Annotated in this window: 13 protein-coding genes and 1 riboswitch; of the genes, 2 read left to right on the forward strand and 11 right to left on the reverse strand. The window is 71.8% G+C overall.

The features are described from left to right. Window positions 1–121: 121 nt before the first annotated feature. Genes SPRI_RS10045 through SPRI_RS10060 form a run of 4 tightly spaced genes read right to left on the reverse strand, consistent with a single transcriptional unit; the run spans window position 122 to window position 5,576 of the window. Window positions 122–772 (reverse strand): thymidine kinase, encoded by a 651-nt coding sequence (locus SPRI_RS10045; RefSeq protein ID WP_005310990.1) that lies wholly within the window; start codon window positions 770–772, stop codon window positions 122–124. A 58-nt stretch (window positions 773–830) separates the two neighbouring features. Continuing rightward, complete coding sequence (locus SPRI_RS10050; RefSeq protein ID WP_005310991.1) at window positions 831–2,024, reverse strand: alkaline phosphatase family protein; 1,194 nt, start codon at window positions 2,022–2,024, stop codon at window positions 831–833. Further along, window positions 2,024–2,608 (reverse strand): DUF5998 family protein, encoded by a 585-nt coding sequence (locus tag SPRI_RS10055; RefSeq protein WP_037776222.1) that lies wholly within the window; start codon window positions 2,606–2,608, stop codon window positions 2,024–2,026. Before SPRI_RS10055 ends, SPRI_RS10050 begins: the two co-directional genes overlap by 1 nt. A 37-nt stretch (window positions 2,609–2,645) precedes the next feature. Continuing rightward, window positions 2,646–5,576, reverse strand: coding sequence for a bifunctional acetate--CoA ligase family protein/GNAT family N-acetyltransferase (locus tag SPRI_RS10060; RefSeq protein ID WP_053556869.1), 2,931 nt, complete (start codon window positions 5,574–5,576; stop codon window positions 2,646–2,648). A gap of 162 nt (window positions 5,577–5,738) precedes the next feature. Between SPRI_RS10060 and SPRI_RS10065 the strand changes: the two genes are divergently transcribed. Beyond that, the gene (locus SPRI_RS10065) at window positions 5,739–6,020 is read left to right on the forward strand and encodes an HPr family phosphocarrier protein (RefSeq protein WP_005310999.1); all 282 of its coding nucleotides are present in this window, start codon (window positions 5,739–5,741) and stop codon (window positions 6,018–6,020) included. A gap of 177 nt (window positions 6,021–6,197) precedes the next feature. Here SPRI_RS10065 and SPRI_RS10070 read toward each other — a convergent pair whose 3' ends face one another. From SPRI_RS10070 to SPRI_RS10085, 4 genes are all read right to left on the reverse strand, one after another. Next, window positions 6,198–6,875 (reverse strand): GntR family transcriptional regulator, encoded by a 678-nt coding sequence (locus SPRI_RS10070; protein WP_053556870.1) that lies wholly within the window; start codon window positions 6,873–6,875, stop codon window positions 6,198–6,200. A 217-nt stretch (window positions 6,876–7,092) separates the two neighbouring features. Next, window positions 7,093–7,887 (reverse strand): M23 family metallopeptidase, encoded by a 795-nt coding sequence (locus SPRI_RS10075; protein ID WP_005311001.1) that lies wholly within the window; start codon window positions 7,885–7,887, stop codon window positions 7,093–7,095. A gap of 13 nt (window positions 7,888–7,900) precedes the next feature. Beyond that, window positions 7,901–8,062: riboswitch (cyclic di-AMP (ydaO/yuaA leader) on the reverse strand. A gap of 228 nt (window positions 8,063–8,290) precedes the next feature. Continuing rightward, a complete protein-coding gene (locus SPRI_RS10080) occupies window positions 8,291–9,679 on the reverse strand; it encodes a M16 family metallopeptidase (RefSeq protein ID WP_005311002.1) in 1,389 nt (462 codons plus the stop codon). Next, window positions 9,676–11,031, reverse strand: coding sequence for a M16 family metallopeptidase (locus SPRI_RS10085; protein WP_078535236.1), 1,356 nt, complete (start codon window positions 11,029–11,031; stop codon window positions 9,676–9,678). Before SPRI_RS10085 ends, SPRI_RS10080 begins: the two co-directional genes overlap by 4 nt. Window positions 11,032–11,246: 215 nt before the next feature. Between SPRI_RS10085 and SPRI_RS10090 the strand changes: the two genes are divergently transcribed. Continuing rightward, window positions 11,247–13,697 carry a DNA gyrase/topoisomerase IV subunit A gene (locus SPRI_RS10090; protein WP_005311004.1) on the forward strand — a complete coding sequence of 817 codons (2,451 nt, stop codon included), beginning with the start codon at window positions 11,247–11,249 and terminating at the stop codon, window positions 13,695–13,697. 81 nt (window positions 13,698–13,778) lie between these two features. Here SPRI_RS10090 and SPRI_RS10095 read toward each other — a convergent pair whose 3' ends face one another. The 3 genes from SPRI_RS10095 to SPRI_RS10105 all read right to left on the reverse strand — a co-directional run bounded on the left by SPRI_RS10095 (window position 13,779) and on the right by SPRI_RS10105 (window position 21,577). After that, window positions 13,779–14,912 carry a CobW family GTP-binding protein gene (locus SPRI_RS10095; RefSeq protein ID WP_005311005.1) on the reverse strand — a complete coding sequence of 378 codons (1,134 nt, stop codon included), beginning with the start codon at window positions 14,910–14,912 and terminating at the stop codon, window positions 13,779–13,781. A gap of 1,294 nt (window positions 14,913–16,206) precedes the next feature. After that, entirely contained in the window at window positions 16,207–17,211 is a 1,005-nt protein-coding gene (locus tag SPRI_RS10100) for a LacI family DNA-binding transcriptional regulator (RefSeq protein WP_005311006.1), read from the reverse strand. 76 nt (window positions 17,212–17,287) lie between these two features. Next, window positions 17,288–21,577 (reverse strand): discoidin domain-containing protein, encoded by a 4,290-nt coding sequence (locus tag SPRI_RS10105; protein WP_078951239.1) that lies wholly within the window; start codon window positions 21,575–21,577, stop codon window positions 17,288–17,290. Window positions 21,578–21,639: the final 62 nt, after the last annotated feature.

Below are 21,639 nucleotides of genomic sequence, written 5' to 3' on the forward strand. Positions count from 1 at the left end.
AAAGTGGGCAGACCGCGCTCGCAGAGAGCCATGGGCAGGAGGAACGGGCCGACCAGGGGGTGCCGGTCAGGGCGACGGACCGATCAGGGGCGCCGGTCAGGAGTGCCGGTCAGGGGGATGGTCAGCCCGACGACACCGGCAGGACGTCCGGGGAGAGGGCGGCCGCCCGCTCCGACGCGGCCGTCATCCGTCGGCGGTGGTGACGCCGGCACAGGACCTCGTAACCGATCTCGTCCGGTGACTGGTTGACGTCCCCGACGACGACCTGCGCGCCTTCGACGACCATCACGCCGCCGACGGTGCGGGCGTTGTGCGTGGCGCGGGCACCGCACCAGCACAGCGCCTCGACCTGAAGCACCTCGACCCGGTCGGCGAGTTCGACGAGCCGCTGCGAGCCGGGGAACAGCTTGGAGCGGAAGTCGGTGGTGATGCCGAAGGCGAAGACGTCCAGTTCCAGGTCGTCGACGACGCGTGCGAGCTGGTCGATCTGCTCCGGCGCGAGGAACTGCGCCTCGTCCGCGATCACATAGTCGCACCGGCCGCCCTTGGAGAAGCGGTCGACCAGGTACGCGTAGAAGTCGAAGCCCTCGGCGGCCTCGACCGCGTCGGTGACCAGTCCCAGCCGCGAGGAGAGCTTGCCCTCGCCGGCCCGGTCGTCACGCGTGAAGATCATGCCCTGCAGCCCGCGCGCGGACCGGTTGTGCTCGATCTGAAGAGCGAGGGTGCTCTTTCCGCAGTCCATCGTTCCGGAGAAGAACACCAGCTCGGGCATGGGGGGTGGAGACCTTTCGGGTCAGACGGCGGGGAGGGTCACGTACGTACTCGGCGGGTCACGAGCGTACTTCGAGGAGCGGCACGAGCTGTTCGGCGGGAGTCATCGAGCCGTGCATGCCCACCATGGCGGACTCGTTCGGTTCGTTGACGGAGGCGGTGATCACCACATCGTCGTGGGCGGCCGCGACGACGTCGCCGATCCGCCCGTACACCCTGTCGTCGATCTGCGGACCGAACCAGCCTGCGGCGACGGCCTCGTCACGGCTCGCCACCCAGAACTGCTCCCCCAGCACCTCGCGCCACACGGCGAGGACGTCGTTCTCCGCGCCGGGCACGGCGTACACGTGGCGCGCCCTGCCCTCGCCGCCGAGCAGGGCGACACCCGCCCGCAGTTCCCAGTCCTCGTCGAAGTCGATCCGGGACTGCTCGTCGAAGGGGATGTCGATCATGCCGTGGTCGGCGGTGACGTACAGCGCGGCGCGGGGCGGCAGCTGGTCCGCCAGCCGCTCCACCAGCCGGTCCGCGTACATCAGTTGCCCGCGCCAGGCGTCGGAGTCGATGCCGAACCGGTGCCCCTTGCCGTCGACCTCGCTGTAGTACGTGTAGACCAGCGACCGGTCCCCCGCGGCCAGTTGCGCGGCGGCGAGGTCCATCCGCTCCTCGCCGGTCAGACGGCCGTGGAACGTGCCGCCGCTGAGCGCGACCTTGGTGAGCGGCGTCTGCTCGAACGCGGGCGACGACACCTGGGCGGTGTGCACCCCCGCCCGGGCCGCCAGCTCGAAGACGGTGGGATACGGCTGCCAGGCCTTCGGCGAGGTCCACGGCCTCCAGCGGAGCTGGTTCATCAGCTCGCCGGTCTCGGGGTTGCGCACCGTGTAGCCGGGCAGGCCGTGCGCGCCGGGCGGCAGGCCCGTGCCGACGGAGGCGAGCGAGGTGGCGGTGGTCGCAGGGAACCCGGCCGTGATCGGCGCTCCGGTCCCGCCGCGGGACGTGCCGAGGAGCGAGGTCAGGAACGGGGCCTCGTCGGGGTGGGCCTTGATCTGCTCCCAGCCGAGGCCGTCGATCAGGAAGACGCAGTTCCGGTCGGCGGGCGTCAGTTCGGCGATGCACTGCTCGAACCCCTGGACGCCCATGCCCGCGGCGAGGGTGGGGAGCAGGTCGGCGAGCGAGCCGCTGCCGTACTCGGGCGCGGGCGCCGCGTACACATCGAGCGAGACGGGGTCGTCCGGCCACACTGCGGGCTGGGCCATCAGCGCGTGGCTGCCGTGGCTTCGGAGAGCGCCTGGGCGAAGACCAGGGTCTGGCGGACGGTGTCGGGCCCGTCGCCGGCCTCGCTGACACGCAGGCTGAGGTCGTCGGCGGTGGAGTTGCCGGTGTAGCCGTGGTCGGCGTCGCAGTTCGGGTCGCCGCAGGCGGCGGGCTCCAGGTCGAGGCGCGAGACCGCGCCCCAGCCGATGGTGAGGACGACCTCGCGGGGCAGCGTGCCGACGGTGTACGACTCCGGGTTGGCGACCACCCGGCTGACCACGACCGACGAGATCCGGCCCAGCTTCACCGACTCGGTGGAGGTGGTGGCGTACGGGGTCGGGGAGCCGGAGTCGGCCGCCTGCTCGTCGGTGTGGCTGACGATGAACCGGTTCGCCGTCAGGACGAGGACGGTGACGTGGCGGCGGACCTCGTTCGCGTCGAACGTGGTCTCCTGATGCACCAGGTACGACGAAATCGGCTCGCCACCGACGGCGGCTTCCACCGCCTCGGCCACGAGTGCCGGGTAGTAGCCGCTGCGCTCGATCGCGGCGCGCAGCCCCTGGGTCGTCGTACCGGTCTTCGCCATGCGGTCCATCCTACGGGGCCCCGGGGGCACCGGGCGCTCAGTAGCTGGGGAGCCGCCGAGGGCCGAGATCGCTTCGGGGCGGCGGCGGCGCCAGCCGTACGGACGCGTCCAGCACGGTGAGGCCGTGCTGGGCAACGACGACGGGCTCGAGGCCGACGCCGACCACTTCCGGGTGGTCGTCGACCAGCCGCGACACGCGCAGCAGAAGTTCCTCGAGCGCGGTGGTGTCGACCGGCGCGGAGCCGCGCCAGCCGAACAGCAGCGGCGCCGCGCGGATGGTACGGATCAGCTCGGAAGCGTCACGGTCGGTGGCGGGGACGAGCCGGTGGGCGGTGTCACCGAGCAGCTCGGAGGCCACACCGGCCAGCCCGAAGGAGAGGACGGCGCCGACGGCGGGGTCGATGGCGGCGCGCACGACGGTGTCCACACCGCGCGGCACCATGGCCTGCACCACCGGCTGGAGCTCGGCGGGCCCGCCGAGCGTCTCCGTCAGCTCGCGGTACGCCTGGCGCAGCTGTGTCTCGTCGGCCAGGTCGAGACGGACCCCGCCGAGATCGGCGCGGTGGCGCAGGTGGGGGGCGGTGGTCTTGAGGGCGACCGGGTAGCCGAGCCGCGCGGCGGCCTGCACGGCGGCACCCGGGTCGGGCGCGGGCAGGGTCGGCCGCACATGGACGCCGTAGCGCGCGAGGAGCGCGTGGGCGTCGGCCGCGGCCAGGGTGAATCCCCGGTCGTCGTCCGCCTCCGCGAGCATCCGCTCGATGTGCGCGGCGGCTCCGGCCTCGTCGATGTCGTCGTACTCGGGGACCCGGCCGGGCTCCGCGGCCTGCCGTCGCCACTGGGCGTACCGCACGGCCTCGGCCAGTGCCCGCACGGCCCGCTCCGCGGCGGGGTAGGCGGGGATCCGGCGGGTGTCGGCGCCGGGCGACGGCGCGTCGGCGGTCTCCGCGCCGCCGGGGGCCGCGGTCGGCCCGGTGGGCCCGGGCCGGCCGGCGGCGGGATCCGGTGCCTCGCTGAGCGTCCCCGGGCCGGCGACGGCCTGCCCGTGCTCCCCGTCGGGGTCGGCGCCGTCCGCCGGTCCGCCACCGTCGGAGCGGTCGGAACGGGGGGCGGTGCTGGCGGCCGCGGCGAGGGCGTCGGCCAGGGCGCCCATCTCCACGTGGACGACCGCCACGGGCTTGGCCGGCGCCGTGGCGGACGCGTCGCGGAGGGCCGCGGCGAGGACCTCGCCGTCGCCCGATTCGGTGACGCCGTTCTCGCCGACCCAGGGGATGGCCGTGACGACCACGGCGTCGCAGTCGTCGTCCACCAGCGCTTGGGCGAGGGCGGCGCGGAAGTCCGAGGGAGTGGCCGCCGTCGTGAGGTCGCGCGGCGGGAGCGGACGCAGGCCCTCGGTGAGGCAGGCGTCATAGGTGAGCAGGCCCAGCGACTCGGAGTTGCCGAGGATCGCCACCCGCGGCCCGCGGGGCAGCGGCTGCCCGGCCAGCATCAGGCCCGCGTCGACGAGTTCGGTGACCGTGTCGACACGGATCACTCCCGCCTGGCGCAGCAGCGCCCCGACGGTCGCGTCCGGGATCCGGGTGAACGGCACGGCGTGGCCCGGCGGCACGCTGCCGCTGTGCCGGGCCCCCTTGACCACCACGACCGGCTTGACCGCGGCGGTCCGGCGGGCGAGGCGGGTGAACTTCCGGGGGTTGCCGATGGACTCCAGGTACATCAGGACGACATCGGTGTCCGGGTCCTCGTGCCAGTACTGGAGGAAGTCGTTGCCGGAGACGTCCGCGCGGTTGCCGGACGAGATGAACGAGGACAGGCCCGCGCCGCGCCGGTGGAGTCCGGACAGCAGGGCGATGCCGATCGCCCCGGACTGGGTGAACAGGCCGATCCGCCCGGGCACGGGGGCCTCGGGGGCCAGCGAGGCGTTGAGCCGGACGGTGTCCGAGGTGCTGATGATCCCGAACGAGTTGGGTCCGATGATCCGCATGCCGTACGAACGGGCCTGCCGCACCAGCTCGCGCTGGCGTTCCCGTCCGGCCCGGCCGCTCTCCGCGTATCCCGCGCTCAGCACCACGAGCCCCTGCACGCCGTGCTCGCCGCAGTCGGCGACGACCTCGGGCACCCGCTCCGCCGGGACGGCGACGATCGCCAGGTCGACGGGCTCGCCGATCTCCCCGACGGACCGTACGGCGGGCACGCCGTCGATCTCGCGCTGTTCCTGCGTGAACGCGTGGTTGACCGCGTACACCCGGCCGGTGAAGCCGCCGTCCAGGAGGTTGCGCAGCGCGGTGCGTCCGACGCCGCCGGGCAGCCGGCCCGCGCCGACGACGGCCACGGAGCCGGGCGCGAGCAGCCGCTGGACCGAGCGTGCCTCCGCCCGCTGCTCGCGTCCGCGCTGGACGGCGAGGGACTCGGCGGTCGGTTCGAGGTCGAGGGTCAGGTGGACGGAGCCGTCCTCGAAGCTGCGCTTCTGTGTGTAGCCGGCGTCGCGGAACACTTTGATCATCTTGGAGTTGGCCGGCAGCACCTCCGCGGCGAACCGCCTGATGCCGCGCTCCCGTGCCACCGCCGCGATGTGCTCGAGCAGCGCGGACGCGACGCCGCGCCCCTGGTGCGCGTCCTGGACGAGGAAGGCGACCTCCGCCTCGTCCGCGGGTGCGCTCGCCGGCCGGCCCTGCGCGTTGATCCGGTCGTAGCGGACGGTGGCGATGAACTCGCCGCCCACGGTGACCGCGAGCCCTACCCGGTCGACGTAGTCGTGGTGCGTGAACCGGTGGACGTCCTTGTCGGAGAGCCGCGGGTAGGGGGCGAAGAAGCGGTAGTACTTCGACTCGTCCGAGACCTGTTCGTAGAAGCTGACCAGCCGGTGGGCGTCCTCGGGGGTGATGGGCCTGATCCGGGCGGTGCCGCCGTCGCGCAGCACCACGTCTGCTTCCCAGTGAGCGGGGTAAGCGTGCTCCTGCGAGGTCTGCATGGGGGAAAGCCTACGCGCGGCCACCGGTCGCGGAGGCGGTTGCAGGCGGGCAGTCTGAGGGGGCCGACGGCGGTCCGCACCCCCGGCAGGGTGGGCGGGGAGCACGACGGGACACATGAGAGACTGGTCTAGACAACCCGCTAAGACTTGAAGGGCAACACCATGGCTGAGCGCCGCGTCAATGTCGGCTGGGCCGAGGGCCTTCACGCCCGCCCCGCGTCCATCTTCGTCCGTGCCGCGACGGCTGCCGGCGTCCCTGTGACGATCGCCAAGGCCGACGGCAACCCGGTCAACGCGGCCTCGATGCTCGCCGTGCTCGGCCTGGGCGCCCAGGGTGGCGAGGAGATCGTCCTCGCTTCCGACGCGGACGGCGCGGAGGCGGCCCTCGACCGCCTGGCCAAGCTGGTGGCCGAGGGGCTCGACGAGCTTCCCGAGACCGTCTGAGCGCCGGCGGGCCCTCTCGCCCGTCGCCATTATTCAGAAAGCCGCGGTGTTCCGGTCCGGAACGCCGCGGTTCTGCATTTCAGCGCCGCATTCCGTATTCCGCGTCCGGGTCCGGAAAGAAAAGGGAAACACAGAAAAGGCCGACCCCATCACGCCTTCTTTTGTATACGCCCTCTGTTAATTCCGGCCGCCCGTGGTGTTTACGGCATGTTGCGAAGTCCTCACCCGCACGGTGCGGCGCAGCCTGTGCGCCGCGGCGGCGCGCTCGGCGTGCGCCGCCGTCAGCGCGCGCGCACGCTCCGCGTCACCGCGCGCCACGGCGTCGACGATCGCACCGTGCTCCGCCCACGACTCGACCGGGGCGACAGGCTGCTCCACCGAGTACATCCAGGCGATCTTGTGCCGCAACTGGGTCAGCAGCGCGGTCAGCCCCGGGCTGTCGCAGGACTGCGCGAGCGTCTCGTGGAACCACGAACCGAGTGAGCGCAGATCCTCTCCCTGCCCCCGGCGGGCCCGCTCCTGACCGAGTCTCACCAGGCCGCGCAGCACCCGCAGATGTGCGTCCGTGCGGCGCTGCGCGGCGCGCGCCGCGCCCAGCGGCTCCAGCAGCATGCGGATCTCCAGGAGATCGGCGGCCTCCCGCTCCGTCGGCTCCGCCACACAGGCGCCGGCGTGCCGGCGGGTCACGACGAAGCCCTCGGACTCCAGGGTGCGCAGCGCCTCACGCACCGGGACGCGGGAGACGCCGTAGCGGCGGGCCAGTTGCTCCTCCGTGAGCCGGCTGCCGCGCTCGTGGACGCCGGAGACGATGTCGTCGCGGATCGCCGTGCATACCGAGTGCGCGGGAATGCGCATGACCGAACCTCCGCATTGATCCGAGCGAAACGCAGCCGACTGACGCGTGTTCCCGTGACTCTATTGCAATGAAGGCGCTTTTCCGATGCCCGGGCCAAATCCATGGAAGTCTCTTGACGGGGACGGCAATCACGCAATGGCCGAAACGCCGTGGAATGCGCAGAAGGCCCCCGGCGGGAAGCCGGGGGCCCTGGGGGACGACGCGTGGCGCCGGAGGTCAGACGTTGACGCCGTGCGAGCGCAGGTAGGCGACCGGGTCGATGTCGGAGCCGTACTCGGCCGTGGTCCGGGCCTCGAAGTGCAGGTGCGGGCCGGTCGAGTTGCCCGTCGAGCCGGACAGACCGATCTGTCGGCCGGGGGCGACCTGCTGGCCGACGGAGACGCTGATGGACGACAGGTGGCCGTACTGGGTGTACGTGCCGTCGTTCATCCGGATGACGACGTTGTTGCCGTACGCGCCGCCCCAGCCGGCTTCGACGACGGTGCCCGCGCCGACGGACACGACGGAACTGCCGGAGGCGGCGCGGAAGTCGACGCCGGAGTGGCTGCCGGAGGACCACAGGGCACCACCGGTCTTGTAACCGGTGGTCACGTACGAACCGGCGATGGGGAGCCGGAAGGAGTTCAGCCGCTTGCGCTCGGCCTCGCGCGCGGCGCGCTCCTTGGCCTCGCGGGCCTCCTTGGCGCGCGCCTCCGCCTTGCGCCGGGCTTCCGCCTTCGCCTCGGCCTCGGCCTTCGCCTGCGCCCTGGCCTTGGCGGCGGCCTCCTCGGCCTCCCTCTCCTGCGCGGCGGCCTGGGCGGCTATCTCGTCGGCGAGCGACCCCATGGAGACGATCTGGGTGAGGCCGGTGTCCTCGACGGAGGGGGCCTCGGTGTCGGCGGCGAGCGCCGGGGAGGCGAGGGTTCCGATGACGCCGGTGGTGGCGAGGGCGGCGACGCCGGCCAGGTTCGCGCTCCTGCGCGTCAGGCGGCTCGGGGCACGATGCTTCCCGGTGGCACGGGTGAACGCCATGAAGAGGCTGGTCCTTTCCTTCCTTCTCGCCTACCGGGTTAGCTGACGGGTTCGGAGCAGGAAGGTCTCCTACGGCCCCCTCCGCACGGGCGAAGGCGGCCGATTCACCCCAGGGACTGCGTGGGTCCCCGGCTCCCCAGGCTCGCGCCTGACGGGGACTCGGCGATGGCTGCCCGATGCCGCGGGCGCGACGATCTCCAGGCGGACAGCCGGACCGACGCTAGGCAACCGCTCCTTCAATCACCAAACAGACAGCCCGTTTTGTAGCGCATGCCACAGGGCAGACGGGCACTCAACCCTGCAAATCGGACATAGAACAGAACCCCGGCAAACGATTCGAAGCCGGGGTCCTGTTCGCGCGCAATGCGCGTTTTTCAGTTGTCCTTCGCCGGGCGGCCGTCGATCAGCCCGTGACAACCCTCACTTCACCGATGCCGAGCGCCTTCACCGGCTCCTCGATCTGCGACGCGTCGCCGACGAGCACCGTCACCAGCCGGTCGACCGGGAAGGCGTTGACGACCGCCGCGGTCGCCTCCACCGTGCCCGTCTCCGCCAGCCGCACGTACATCTGTGCCTGGTAGTCGTCCGGGAGGTGCTGCTCGACCTGGTCGGCCAGCGTGGCCGCGACGGAGGCCGCCGTCTCGTACTTCAGCGGGGCGACGCCCACCAGGTTCTGCACGGCGACGTCACGCTCGGCGTCCGTGAGCCCTTCGGCCGCGAGCGTGCGCAGCACCTTCCACAGGTCCTCGAGCGCCGGTCCCGTGTTGGGCGTGTCCACGGAGCCGCTGATGGCCAGCATCGAGGCGCCGGAGCCGTCCGGAGCGGAGCGCAGCACCTGGCCGAAGGCGCGCACACCGTAGGTGTAGCCCTTCTCCTCGCGCAGCACCCGGTCGAGGCGGGAGGTCAGCGTGCCGCCGAGGCAGTACGTGCCGAGCACCTGGGCCGGCCACACACGGTCGTGGCGGTCGCCGCCGACGCGGCCGATGAGCAGCTGCGTCTGCACCGCTCCTGGGCGGTCGACGATGACCACCCGGCCGGTGTCGTCGGCGGTGATCGTGGGAACCGGACGCGGCTCCGCCTTGTCGCCCGTCCACGCCCCGAGCGTGTCGCCGAGGACGGCGTCCAGGTCGATGCCGGTGAGGTCACCGACGATCACCGCGGTGGCGGTGGCGGGGCGTACGTGCGCCTCGTAGAAGGCGCGCACGGCGGCCGCGTCGATCCGCGCGACCGTCTCCTCCGTGCCCTGGCGGGGCCGGGAGACGCGCAGCGAGGCCGGGAAGAGCTCCTTGGAGAGCTGCTTGGCGGCCCTGCGGCCGGGGTTCGCCGTCTCGTGCGGGATCTCGTCGAGGCGGTTGCGGACCAGCCGCTCGACCTCGCCGGCCTCGAAGGCGGGTGCGATCAGCGCCTCGGAGAGCAGCCCGAGCGCCTTGTGGAGCCGGGAGACCGGCACCTCGAGGGAGACCCGGACGCCGGGGTGGTCGGCGTGCGCGTCCAGGGTGGCGCCGCAGCGCTCCAGCTCCGCGGCGAACTCCTCGGCGGAGTGCTTGTCGGTGCCCTCCGACAGGGCGCGCGCCATGATCGTGGCGACGCCGTCGAGGCCCTCAGGCTCGGCGTCCAGCGGGGCGTCGAGCGAGATCTCGACGGCCACCACCTGCTGGCCGGGACGGTGACAGCGCAGCACCGTCAGGCCGTTGTCCAGCGTGCCGCGCTCGGGGGCCGGGAAGGCCCAGGGCCGGGCGGTGCCCGGGGTCGGCTGCGGGTGGAAGTCCATGGTCACGGCAGCGTCGCTCACTGGTCCGTCCCCTCGTGCTCGTTCTCTTCGGCCGCTTCGGTCTCTTCTTCGGCGACCGGTTCGTAGACCAGCACCGCCCTGTTCTCCGGGTGCAGCCGGGCCTTGGCGACGGCCTGCACCTCCTCCGCGGTGACGTCGAGCACCCGCTTGACGGCGGTGAGCGCCAGCTGGGGATCGCCGAACAGCACCGCGTAGCGGCAGAGTTCGTCGGCGCGGCCGGCGACCGTGCCGAGACGGTCCAGCCACTCGCGCTCGAGCTGGGCCTGGGCGCGCTCCATCTCCTCCGGCGTCGGGCCCTCCGCGGCGAACCGGGCCAGCTCCTCGTCGACGGCCGCCTCGATCTGCGGCACCTCGACACCGCCGGACGTCTTCACGTCCAGCCAGCCCATCGACGGGGCGCCCGCCAGCCGGAGCAGGCCGAACCCGGCCGCGACGGCCGTCCGGTCGCGGCGCACCAGGCGGTTGTGCAGACGGGACGACTCGCCGCCGCCGAGGACCGTCAGCGCCAGGTCGGCGGCGTCGCACTCGCGGGTGCCGTCGTGCGGGAGGCGGTACGCGGCCATCAGGGCACGGGCCGGGACCTCCTCGACGATCTCCTCGCGCAACTGGGCGCCGATGTTCTCCGGGAGGGTGCCGTCACGCGGCGGCTGCTTGCCGCTGTGGGAGGGGATGGACCCGAAGTACTTCTCGATCCAGGCCAGCGTCTGCTGCGGATCGATGTCGCCGACGACCGACAGCACGGCGTTGTTGGGTGCGTAGTAGGTGCGGAAGAAGGCGCGGGCGTCCTCGAGGGTCGCCGCGTCCAGGTCGGCCATCGAACCGATCGGGGTGTGGTGGTAGGGGTGGCCCTCCGGGTAGGCGAGGGCGGTCAGCCTCTCGAAGGCAGTGCCGTAGGGCACGTTGTCGTACCGCTGGCGGCGTTCGTTCTTGACGACGTCGCGCTGGTTCTCCATGGACTCGTCGTCCAGGGCCGTCAGCAGCGAACCCATGCGGTCGGCCTCCAGCCAGAGCGCGAGCTCCAGCTGGTGCGTCGGCATCGTCTCGAAGTAGTTGGTGCGCTCGAAGCTCGTGGTGCCGTTCAGCGAGCCGCCGGCTCCCTGGACGAGCTCGAAGTGACCGTTCCCCTTCACCTGTGCCGAGCCCTGGAACATCAAGTGCTCGAAGAGGTGGGCGAGTCCCGTACGGCCCTTGACTTCGTGGCGGGAACCGACGTCGTACCAGAGGCAGACCGCGGCGACCGGGGTCAGGTGGTCCTCGGAGAGCACCACGCGCAGGCCGTTGGCCAGGCGGTGCTCGGTCGCTGTCAGGCCGCCGGAACCGGCCGGCGCTGTGGCCGTGTGACCCATGGGCATGTACGTCCCTTCGATCGCGAAAACTTGGAGGTGCTGCCAGACCTGCCACTGTATGCAAGCGTGCTGACACCTGGCGAAGTTCCCGGGCCGCGATCTGCGCCGTTCCACCCGCCGGGGCGGCGTCGAACATGGGTCGCGGTCGGTGTTGTCAGCGGGACGGTCCACAATGGTCGGCGTCAGATGCCCACCTGGTACGTGAAGGAGCAGCAGCCGCGATGGCCCGCCGCAGCACGAAGACCCCACCGCCGGACGACTTCGAGGAGCGGATCCTCGACATCGACGTGGTGGACGAAATGCAGGGCTCCTTCCTCGAGTACGCGTACTCGGTGATCTACTCCCGGGCCCTGCCGGACGCACGCGACGGCATGAAGCCGGTGCACCGCCGCATCGTCTACCAGATGAACGAGATGGGCCTGCGCCCCGACCGCGGGTATGTGAAGTGCGCGCGCGTCGTCGGCGAAGTGATGGGCAAACTGCACCCGCACGGCGACGCGTCGATCTACGACGCCCTCGTGCGCATGGCGCAGCCGTTCTCCATGCGCCTGCCGCTGGTCGACGGCCACGGCAACTTCGGCTCGCTGGGCAACGACGACCCGCCGGCCGCCATGCGGTACACCGAGTGCCGGATGGCCGATGCCACCAGCCTGATGACCGAGTCGATCGACGAGGACACGGTCGACTTCCAGTCCAACTACGACGGTCAGGAGCGCGAGCCGGTCGCCCTGCCCGCCGCCTACCCGAACCTCCTGGTGAACGGCGCGTCCGGCATCGCGGTCGGCATGGCCACCAACATGCCCCCGCACAACCTGGGCGAGGTCATCGCGGCGGCGCGCCACCTCATCAGACACCCGGGCGCGGACCTCGAGACGCTGATGCGCCACGTGCCGGGCCCGGACCTGCCCACCGGCGGCCGGATCGTCGGCCTGACCGGCATCCGGGACGCCTACGAGTCCGGCCGCGGCACGTTCAAGATCCGTGCCACGGTCTCCGTGGAGAACGTCACCGCCCGCCGCAAGGGCCTGGTCGTCACGGAACTGCCCTTCGCGGTCGGCCCGGAGAAGGTCATCGCGAAGATCAAGGACCTCGTCGGGTCGAAGAAGCTCCAGGGCATCGCCGACGTCAAGGACCTCACCGACCGGCAGCACGGCCTGCGCCTGGTCATCGAGATCAAGAACGGCTTCATCCCCGAGGCCGTCCTGGAGCAGCTCTACAAGCTGACGCCGATGGAGGAGTCCTTCGGCATCAACAACGTGGCCCTGGTCGACGGTCAGCCGCTCACCCTCGGCCTGAAGGAACTGCTCGAGGTCTACCTCGACCACCGCTTCGACGTCGTCCGCCGGCGCAGCGAGTTCCGTCGGACCAAGCGCCGGGACCGGCTGCATCTGGTCGAGGGCCTGCTCGTCGCCCTCCTCGACATCGACGAGGTCATCCGGCTCATCCGCTCCAGCGACAACTCGGCCCAGGCCAAGGAGCGGCTGATCGAGCACTTCTCGCTGAGCGAGATCCAGACGCAGTACATCCTGGACACCCCGCTGCGCCGGCTCACCAAGTTCGACCGTATCGAGCTCGAGAGCGAGCGCGACCGGCTGAACGGCGAGATCGACGAGCTGACCGGCATCCTCGAGTCGGACGCCGAGCTGCGCAAGCTGGTCTCCTCCGAACTGGCCGCCGTGGCGAAGAAGTTCGGCACCCCGCGGCGCACGGTGCTGCTGGAGTCCGCGGGCACGCCCGCGCCGGCGGCCTCACTGCAGGTGGCGGACGACCCGTGCCGGGTACTGCTCTCCTCCACCGGTCTGCTGGCCCGCACGGCCACCGGGGAGCCGCTGGTCGACGGGCGCAGCAGGCGCTCCAAGCACGACGTGATCGTCTCCGCCGTGCTCACGACGCAGCGCGGCGAGGTGGGCGCGGTGACGTCCTCCGGGCGGCTGCTGCGTCTGTCGGTGATCGATCTGCCGCAGCTGCCGGACACGGCCACCACGCCGAACCTCGCCGGAGGCGCTCCGGTCGCCGAGTTCCTCTCGCTGGAGGCCGACGAGACGCTCATCTGTCTGACCACGCTCGACGAGTCGTCGCCGGGCCTCGCGCTCGGCACGCTCCAGGGTGTGGTCAAGCGGGTGGTCCCCGACTATCCCGCCAACAAGGAGGAGCTGGAGGTCATCACCCTCAGGGAGGGCGACCGGATCGTCGGCGGCGCCGAGCTCCACACCGGCGAGGAGGATCTGGTCTTCATCACCTCCGACGCCCAGCTGCTGCGCTACCCGGCCTCCCAGGTGCGGCCGCAGGGCCGCCCGGCGGGCGGCATGACCGGCATCAAACTCGCGGAGGGCGCAGAGGTCATCTCGTTCACCGCGGTGGATCCGGCGGGTGAGGCGGTGGTGTTCACCGTCGCCGGTTCGCACGGGACGCTGGACGACTCGATCGCGACGGCGAAGCTGACACCGTTCGACCAGTACCCGCGCAAGGGGCGGGCCACGGGCGGCGTGCGCTGCCAGCGTTTCCTGAAGGGCGAGGACGTGCTGCGCCTGGCCTGGGCGGGTGCGGCGCCGGCGAGAGCGGCGCAGAAGAACGGCGAGCCCGCGGAGCTGCCGGAGCTCGACCCGCGGCGCGACGGCTCCGGCACGCCGCTCATGTCGCCGGTGGCGGTGCTCGCGGGGCCGGCGAGCTAGGACAGCACGGACCCGTCTTCGGACGTTGCGGGACCAGAGGCCGTCCGGGCCGGCCCTTCGAGGGTCGGCCCGGACGGTCGCTCACGTAGAGAGCTCGGACGGGTCGGCGGAAAGGTCCTGGGACAGGTCGTCGGCCAGGTCTTCCGGCAGGTCGTCGGAGGACTCGTCGCGCACGTACCGCAGGATCCCCCACATGCTGTGTTCCTCCGGGGTCTCCTCCGCGCCGGTGACGCGTGCGGCGTCCAGTTCCGCCAGCAGGGCGGGGGCGTCGATGCCGGAGCCGATGAGCACCATCTGCGTCTGCCGCCCGCCGTCACCCGGCGGCCAGGGCTCGGGGTAGAAGCGCAGGAACCTGCCGACACAGTGGACGGCGTAGCGGTTACGGGGATCGAGGGCGCCGAAGTCGACGAATCCCTTGATGCGGTAGAGGCCATCCGGCCGGGAGTCGAGGAAGTCCAGCAGCCGGCGCGGGTGGAGCGGGTCGTCCGTGGTGAACGAGGCACTGTCGTAGGCGGTGTGCAGATGGCCGCCGTGCCCGGCCCCGGCGCAGTCGTGGGCGTCGTGGTCGCCGTCGTGGACATCGTCGAAGGAAAGCTGGCCCACGCGCTCCGACGGCGGGCGCGGTTCGAAGAACAGCTCGGCGTCGACGCGTCCGTACGACGCCAAGATCACCGCGGCCTGTCCGGCGAGGCGGGTGATCCGCTCACGCAGTCCGCGCAGGGCGGTCTCACCGGCCCGGTCGGCCTTGTTCAGGACGACGAGGTCGGCGACGCCGAGGTGCCGGTCGATCTCCGGGTGGCGTTCGCGGGTCTGCTCGAACTCGGCCGCGTCGACGACCTCGACGAGGCCGCCGTACACGATCCGTTCGTTCTCGCTCGCCAGCAACATCCGCACGAGTTCCTGCGGTTCTGCGAGCCCGCTCGCCTCGATGACGATCACATCGAGGCCGACGGCCGGGCGCGTGAGCTTGTCGAGGAAGACGTCCAGCTCGCTCGCGTCGACGGCGCAGCACAGGCAGCCGTTGCCGAGTGAGACGGTGGAGTCGCCGAGCTGCCCGGCCACCGTCATCGCGTCGATCTCGATCGACCCGAAGTCGTTGACGATCGCGCCGATCCTGGTGCCGCGGCTGGTCCGCAGCAGGTGGTTGAGCAAGGTCGTCTTACCGGATCCCAGAAAGCCCGCGAGGACGATGACGGGGATCTGCGACTCGCTCAAGACGGCACCTCCGGGGGCCTCGCTGTGAATGTGCTCCCAGGATATGGGCCGGTCAGGGCGGGACGGTGCGCGCAAGATGTAGCGCATTCACCGCAAATATCGGGCAGACGCTGCCGGGGCGCTGCGCGGGGCTTCTCCCCTACCTCCCGCTACGGCCTGGCGGCCGTAGGGCCCCACTTCCTTCCCGAAACGGGCCAGGCCCCGGGACCCCGTAACCGCCCTGCGCCGGGGGGCGTACCGCGCTCCGCGCGGTGTCCTCATGCGCCGGACGGGCTGGATACGCCGCCGCGGGGCATCCAGCCCGCCAGGGCGATCCGGCCCCGCGGCACAGCCGGCACCGCCGAGGTGGAGGCGCGAGGGCAACACCCTTGCCCGCCGACCGTCGGGGCCCGAGGGCAACCCCCGCCGACCGTCGAGGCGCGGGCGCGACACCCGGCCTCGCAGGCACCCCCGGCCCGCGGGCCATCGAGCCCGCCCGCCCGCGCTCGAGGCGCGAGGGCACGTCCTTGCCCCGCCGGCCGTCGGGGCCGGGGCAGTCCAAGTCCCGCCCGCACTGGTCCCGACCCCCCGCCTGTACTCAAGGCAGCCCGCCCGCCCGGGAGACGCGCGGCAACACCCGGTCCCACAGGCTGTGGCGCCGCGGGGCGCCACACCCGGGCCCGCCGGCGATCGGGGCGCAGGGGTGCGGTGGGAGTCCCCAGCCGTCAGGCGTAGGGGGAAAAGCCCCCGGCGTACGCGCGGAGCGGGGTGCCGGGGCGCGCGGAGCGCGGTGCCGTGCCGTGCCGGGCCAGGGCGGGGCGGGGTGCCAGGGCCGCGCGGAGCGCGGTGCCGTGCCGTGCCGGGCCAGGGCGGGGCGGGGTGCCAGGGCCGCGCGGGCCCGGGCAGGGCGGGGTTGCCGGCCGAGGCGGAGAGGGGTTGCCGGACCGCGCGGAGCGGGGTGCCGGCCGAGGCGGAGCGCCGTGCCGGGCCAGGCCGCGCGGAGCGCGGTGCCAAGGCGGAGCGCGGTGCCAGGCAGGGGCGGAGCGGGGCGCCAGGCCGCGCGGAACGCGGCGCCAAGCGGAGCGCCGGGCCGGGGCTGGCCGGACCGAGGCGGAGTGCCGGGCCGGGGCTGGCCGGACCGAGGCGGAGTGCCGGGCCGGGCCAGGCCAGGGCGAAGCGGGGGCCGGGCCGGGCCGGGGCTAGCCGGACCGAGGCGGAACGCCGTGCCAGGTCGCGCGGAGCCAGGTCGCGGGCCGCGGGGCCCCACGGCCGCCAGGCCGTAGGGGGCCGTGAGAAGCGCCGCGCGGAGCCGGCACTAGCGTCGACGCGCCGTCGACCCCCGTACCACCAGTTCCGGCTCGAAAAGCAGCTCCCCCGGCGGCACCTCGCCCCCCTGGATCTGCGCCGTCAGCAGTTCGACCGCCGCCCGCCCCATCGCCTCGATGGGCTGCCGCACCGTCGTCAGCGGCGGCTCCGTGCAGTTCATGAACGCCGAGTCGTCGAAGCCGACGACCGACACATCGCCGGGCACGGCCAGCCCGCGCCGTCGGGCGGCCCGTACCGCACCCAGGGCCAGCGGGTCGCTCGCGCAGATGATCCCGGTGACGCCCCGTTCCAGGAGCCGTCCGGTCGCGGCCTGGCCGCCCTCGAGGGAGAACATCGAACGCTCGACGTACTCCTCCGGCAGCTCCGTCCCGGCCGCCTCCGCGACCGCGTGCGCCGCCGCCAGTTTGCGGCGTGAGGGCACATGGTCGCCGGGGCCGAGGACTAGGCCGATGCGTTCGTGGCCGAGCGAGGCGAGGTGGCGCCACGCCTGCTCGACGGCGACGGCGTCGTCGCAGGAGATGCACGGGAAGTCCAGGCCGTCGATGGAGGCGTTGACGAGCACGACGGGGATACGGCGCTCGGCGAGCAGCCGGTAGTGGTCGTGCGGGGCGTCCGCCTGCGCGAACAGGCCCCCGGCGAACACGACGCCGGAGACCTGCTGTTGGAGCAGCAGCTCCACGTAGTCGGCTTCCGAGACGCCGCCCTTGGTCTGTGTGCACAGCACGGGGGTGAGGCCCTGCTGGGCCAGCGCCCCGCCGATGACCTCGGCGAAGGCGGGGAAGATCGGGTTCTGCAGTTCGGGCAGTACGAGCCCGACCAGCCGCGCCCGCTCGCCCCGCAGCTGGGTGGGCCGCTCGTAGCCGAGGACGTCCAGCGCTGTCAGCACGGACTGGCGGGTGGCCTCGGAGACCCCTGGTTTGCCGTTGAGGACCCGGCTGACCGTGGCCTCGCTGACTCCCACCTTCTTCGCCACCTGAGCAAGTCGTCGCGTCATACGCGCAAGGCTAGCGCAAGCCACGCAAGTGGCTTGCGCTGGCCCGATCGCCGACCGGGCCTCGCCCCGCACGCCCCTACGGATTGATGTTGATCTTGAAGGTGGAGGTGGTGTTCCTGATGTCCTGCGCGTTGCCGCTGAGCCTCAGTCCGTTGAAGGTCACCTCGCCGACCGCCGGACCCTGCCCGCTCTCGGGCATCTCGTTCGCCCAGAGGCCGAAGCCGGACTTGGCGTCGAACGCGTCACCGCTCTTGCGGGCGCCGGATATCGAGATGTCGGTGAAGACGGTGTCCTTGATCGGGAACTCCGGTTGTCCTCCTTCGTACTTGGTCTGGAACATGATGCCGCTGTACGTCGGATCGACGATGTCGACATTGCTGACCCGGATGCCCTGGAACACCTTGTCCGCGGAGAACAGCCAGATGCCGGGGAAGGTCTGCGCTCCCCAGAAGTGGCCGCCGGCCCGGACGACGGAGACGTTCTCCACCGTCGTGGGTCCGGTGCCGAAACCGTTCATCGGGTAGCCGAAGTCCAGGGAGCTGATCGTGATGCCGGAGTAGACCAGGGTGTCGGCGATGTGGATGTTGCGGAAGGTGTTGTCGTAGCCGCCGTAGACGGCGATCCCCGCCGCGCGCCAGGTGAGGATCGAGGTCAGGTTCTCGTAGACGTTGTTCTTCATGTCCGCGCCGCCCGCGTCGATCGCGGAGAAGAGGGCGAAGCTGTCGTCGCCGGTCGCCCTGGCCTCGTTGTTCGACACCAGGTTGTCGGTCGAACCGTTGGTCATGTTGACGCCGTCGGCGAACATGTTCCGGATACGGGAGTTCTTGACGGTGATCCGGTCGGTGTTGGCCCCCCAGTAGAGGCACACCATGTGCTCGTTCCAGATGTTGTCGATGACGATGTCCGACACGTTGGCGAAGTCGAACACCTTGCCCGGACCGTCGATGCGGGACGTGTAGTTGCCGAAGTAGGCGAAGTTCCTGAACGACGATCCCTTCGCCGACGCCTCCGCCCGGAAGCCGATGTCGGTGTTGTCCTGGGTGGAGGGAGCGCGGAACTTCGTGTACCAGGGACCCGCGCCGGTCACCTGCACGGCCTTGCCGTACACCTGGAACTTGCTCGACGTCTCGTAGTCACCCGCCGGCAGGTACACACCGACGAGCTTGCCGGTCGTGTCCATGCGCACCCTGTCCAGGGCGTTCTGCACGTCCTGGTGGGTGAATCCGGCGGGCACGGCGTACGACGCCGGGTCCGGGTTCGCGACCGGAGCGACCTGCTCCAGGTTGATGAAGTCGATCGCGTACGCCGAGGTGTTGGCCGTGTCCTTCTGCAGCCTGATCCGGCTGCCCGCGGGGACCGTCCCGCCCAGCATGATGTGCGCCTCGTCGTAGATGTGACGAGGAGCCCCGGCCCCGGGCGAGTTGCCCGGCGAGGCCTCCGCCCCGTACAGCCAGGCGTACTTGGAGGTCAGATCGATCGCCTTGCGGAAGACGCCGTCGACGTAGACGTTCAGGGTCGCGTCGATACCGCCGCCCCCCGGCGCGTCCGGAATGGAGAAGCGGGTGACGAGGGTGTTGGTGCTCGCACGGCTGGTGAATTCGACGTACTCGCCGGTGCTGTCGAGGGTGACCGCCTTACGGCCCGACGCCTCACCCGCGATGTCGCCGACCGTCCGGTTCGGGCCGACGACCTGCGCGCCTCCGCCGGCCGTGCCGTCCTCGGCCTCGTACATGTCGAACGGCATGTCGGCGCCGCGGCCGACGAAGAGCGCCTGGGTGCCGGTGTTGTTCTCGCGCTTGACCGGCAGCTCGTTGGCGTCGTCGGCGACGGTGACCCTGAGGGTGTACGAGCCGTCGGCGGCCGTCCACGTCCCCAGGTTCACCGGCGCGGTCGTGGCACCGGCGGCGATGGTCCCGCTGTAGGCGCCCGTGAAGGTCCTGACCGTCGCGCCCCGGGAGTCGACCAGGGCGAGGGTGAGGCCGTGGCTGCCGCCCGCGGACGCGGTGGTGCCCTGGTTCCTGACGGCTACCGAGAAGGTGACGCTGTCACCGGCCGCCGGGGCGGACGGTGAGGTCGTGACGGAGGCGGGCACCAGGTCCGAGCTCGCGACCGGCTTCACCACCAGCGCGGTGGGGCTGGTGTGGGTGTTGTCGGTCTCGTTCTGCTCGATGACCGCGTTCGCCTCGTCGGCCACGGCGCTGAGCTGGTAGGTCCCGGCGTCGCGCGTCCCGATGGAGGCGCTGACCGTCGTCTGCGCCCCGGCCGCCAGGGGGCCGGCCTGGGCGGTGGCGACCTTGGTGCCGCCGAGCCGCAGGGCGACGGCGCTGGCCGGAGCGGCGGCCGGGCCGCTGTTGCGGACCGTGGCCGACAAGGTGATCTCGTCCGACTCGACCGGCGAGGCAGGCGACGCGGTCACAGAGGTGATCTGGAGGTCGGGGTTGGGGGCGGGTACCCCGAGCACCTGGAACTCGGCGATCTGACCTGCCGTGGCACCGGTGTTGGAGGTGAAGCGGAGCTGGACGTCGGCGAGACGGGCATCCAGCGGAACGGTGACCGTGTTGCCGCGCGCCGGGTCGAAGGCGTAGTCCTTAGCCGCCACCACGCCGGTGAAGCCCGAGGCGTTCTGCCCGCGCCCGAGCACCTCGATGTTCTGGGTGCGGGCACCCCAGGCGGTGTCCGGGTTCAGTTTGAGCACGACGGCGCTGACGTCCGCGTCGGCGCCCAGCTTCACGGTGAGCGTGTTCGGGTAGCTGCCTGCCGCGCCCTCCCAGTAGGTGGTCACGTCGTTGTCGTTGGCGTTCTGGGCGACGAAGGTGTGGATCACCGAGGACGCCGTGATCGGCTTGGAGACGGCGAGGTTGGAGGCGGAGCCCGTGGAACCGTTGCGGGTGACGCCGTTGCTGTCGCCCGACTCGTTCCCTGCCGCGTCCTTCGCCCGCACCCGGTAGGTCACCGTGGCCGACACGGGCTGGGTGTCCGTGTAGGTGGTCACGTCGCCGGCGACGCTCTTGCGCAGGACGTTGCCGGCGTAGATGTCGTAACCCGTCACGCCGGTGTCGTCGACCGAGGCGCCCCAGGTCAGGACGATCCGCCCGGGGGCCGGCTCGGTGAACGACAGGTTCGACGGCGCGGTGGGCGCCTGCGTGTCACCGGAGTCCGCCCGGCGGGTCACTGTGTTGCTGTTCGCGGACTGGTTCCCCGCCGCGTCCCTGGCCCGCACGTAGTAGGAGACGGTCACGTTCGAGGGCCGGGTGTCCGTGAAGGTGGTCACGTCGCCCGCCACGGCGGCGAGCAGCTGGTTGTCGGCGTAGATGTCGTAGCCGGTGACCCCTGTGTCGTCGGTCGACGCCTTCCAGGTCAGCCGGATCCGGCCGGTGGCCGGCTCGGTGAAGGCGAGCTCCGCCGGGGCGCCGGGAGCCGTGGTGTCGCCGGTCGCCGGTCCGTAGATCTCGAGCTCGGACAGCTGAGCGGCCGGCTGCCCGGTGTTGGCACTGACGAGGACGCGTACGTACCGGGTCGTGGCGGCGTCGAAGGCGATCGTCGCCGCGTGATCGCCGGCGGCGTCGAACAGGTAGCCCCTGGAAGCGGTCAGATCGGTGAAGTCGGAGCCGTTGGCGCTTCCCTGGATCTTCAGCGTCTGCGTCCGTGCGCCCCAGCCGTCCGGCAGCCGCAGCACCACGCGGTCGACGCGCACGGAGGCGCCGAGGTCGGCCTGGATCCACTGCGGGAGTTCGTGGTTGCGGCTCTCCCAGTAGCTGGCGCTGTTCCCGTCGTTGGCGTTCGCCGCCTGATAGGCCTCGGTGTGGCTGCTCGCGGTGAGCGTGCGGCCGCGGGCGAGGTTCACCGAGGACCCGCCGGCGGCGTGGACCTCCAGGGCGGACAACTGGGCCGCCTGCCAGCCGGTGTTGGCGGTGATGTGCACTCTCACGTAACGGGCCCGCGCCGACGGGAAGGTGACGGACACCGTGTTGGCCGAGCCGGGCGTGAAGGTGTAGGCGGCCGAGCTCTTCAAGGTGCTGAAGCTGGTCCCGTCGGCGCTGCCCTGGACGGACAGGGTCTGCGTCCGGCTCTCCCAGCCGGCGGGGAGCTTCAGCACCACCTCGTCGACGCCGGTGGTGCTGCCGAGGTCGGCCTGCACCCACTGCGGGAGGCTGCTGCCGGCGCTCTGCCAGTACGACGACTGGTCGCCGTCCGTGACGTTGGCGGCCGCGTACTCGCTGTGCGAACTGCTCGCGGCAGCCGGGCGGCCCGCGGCGATGTCCGGACCGTCGGCCGCCGAGGCGGTCCACGAAGGCCGGCCGAGCATCAAAAGACTGGTGGTGATCACGGCGGAGAGGACCCGCCATCTCCAGCGTTGCGGTCTCATCTGTCCCCGATCTTCGGCCCCGTGCTGTGAGGCGACGAGGGCGCGGCTCTGACGACGTATCG

Origin of the sequence: Streptomyces pristinaespiralis, assembly GCF_001278075.1 — a bacterium.
Taxonomy (GTDB): Bacteria; Actinomycetota; Actinomycetes; order Streptomycetales; family Streptomycetaceae; genus Streptomyces; species Streptomyces pristinaespiralis.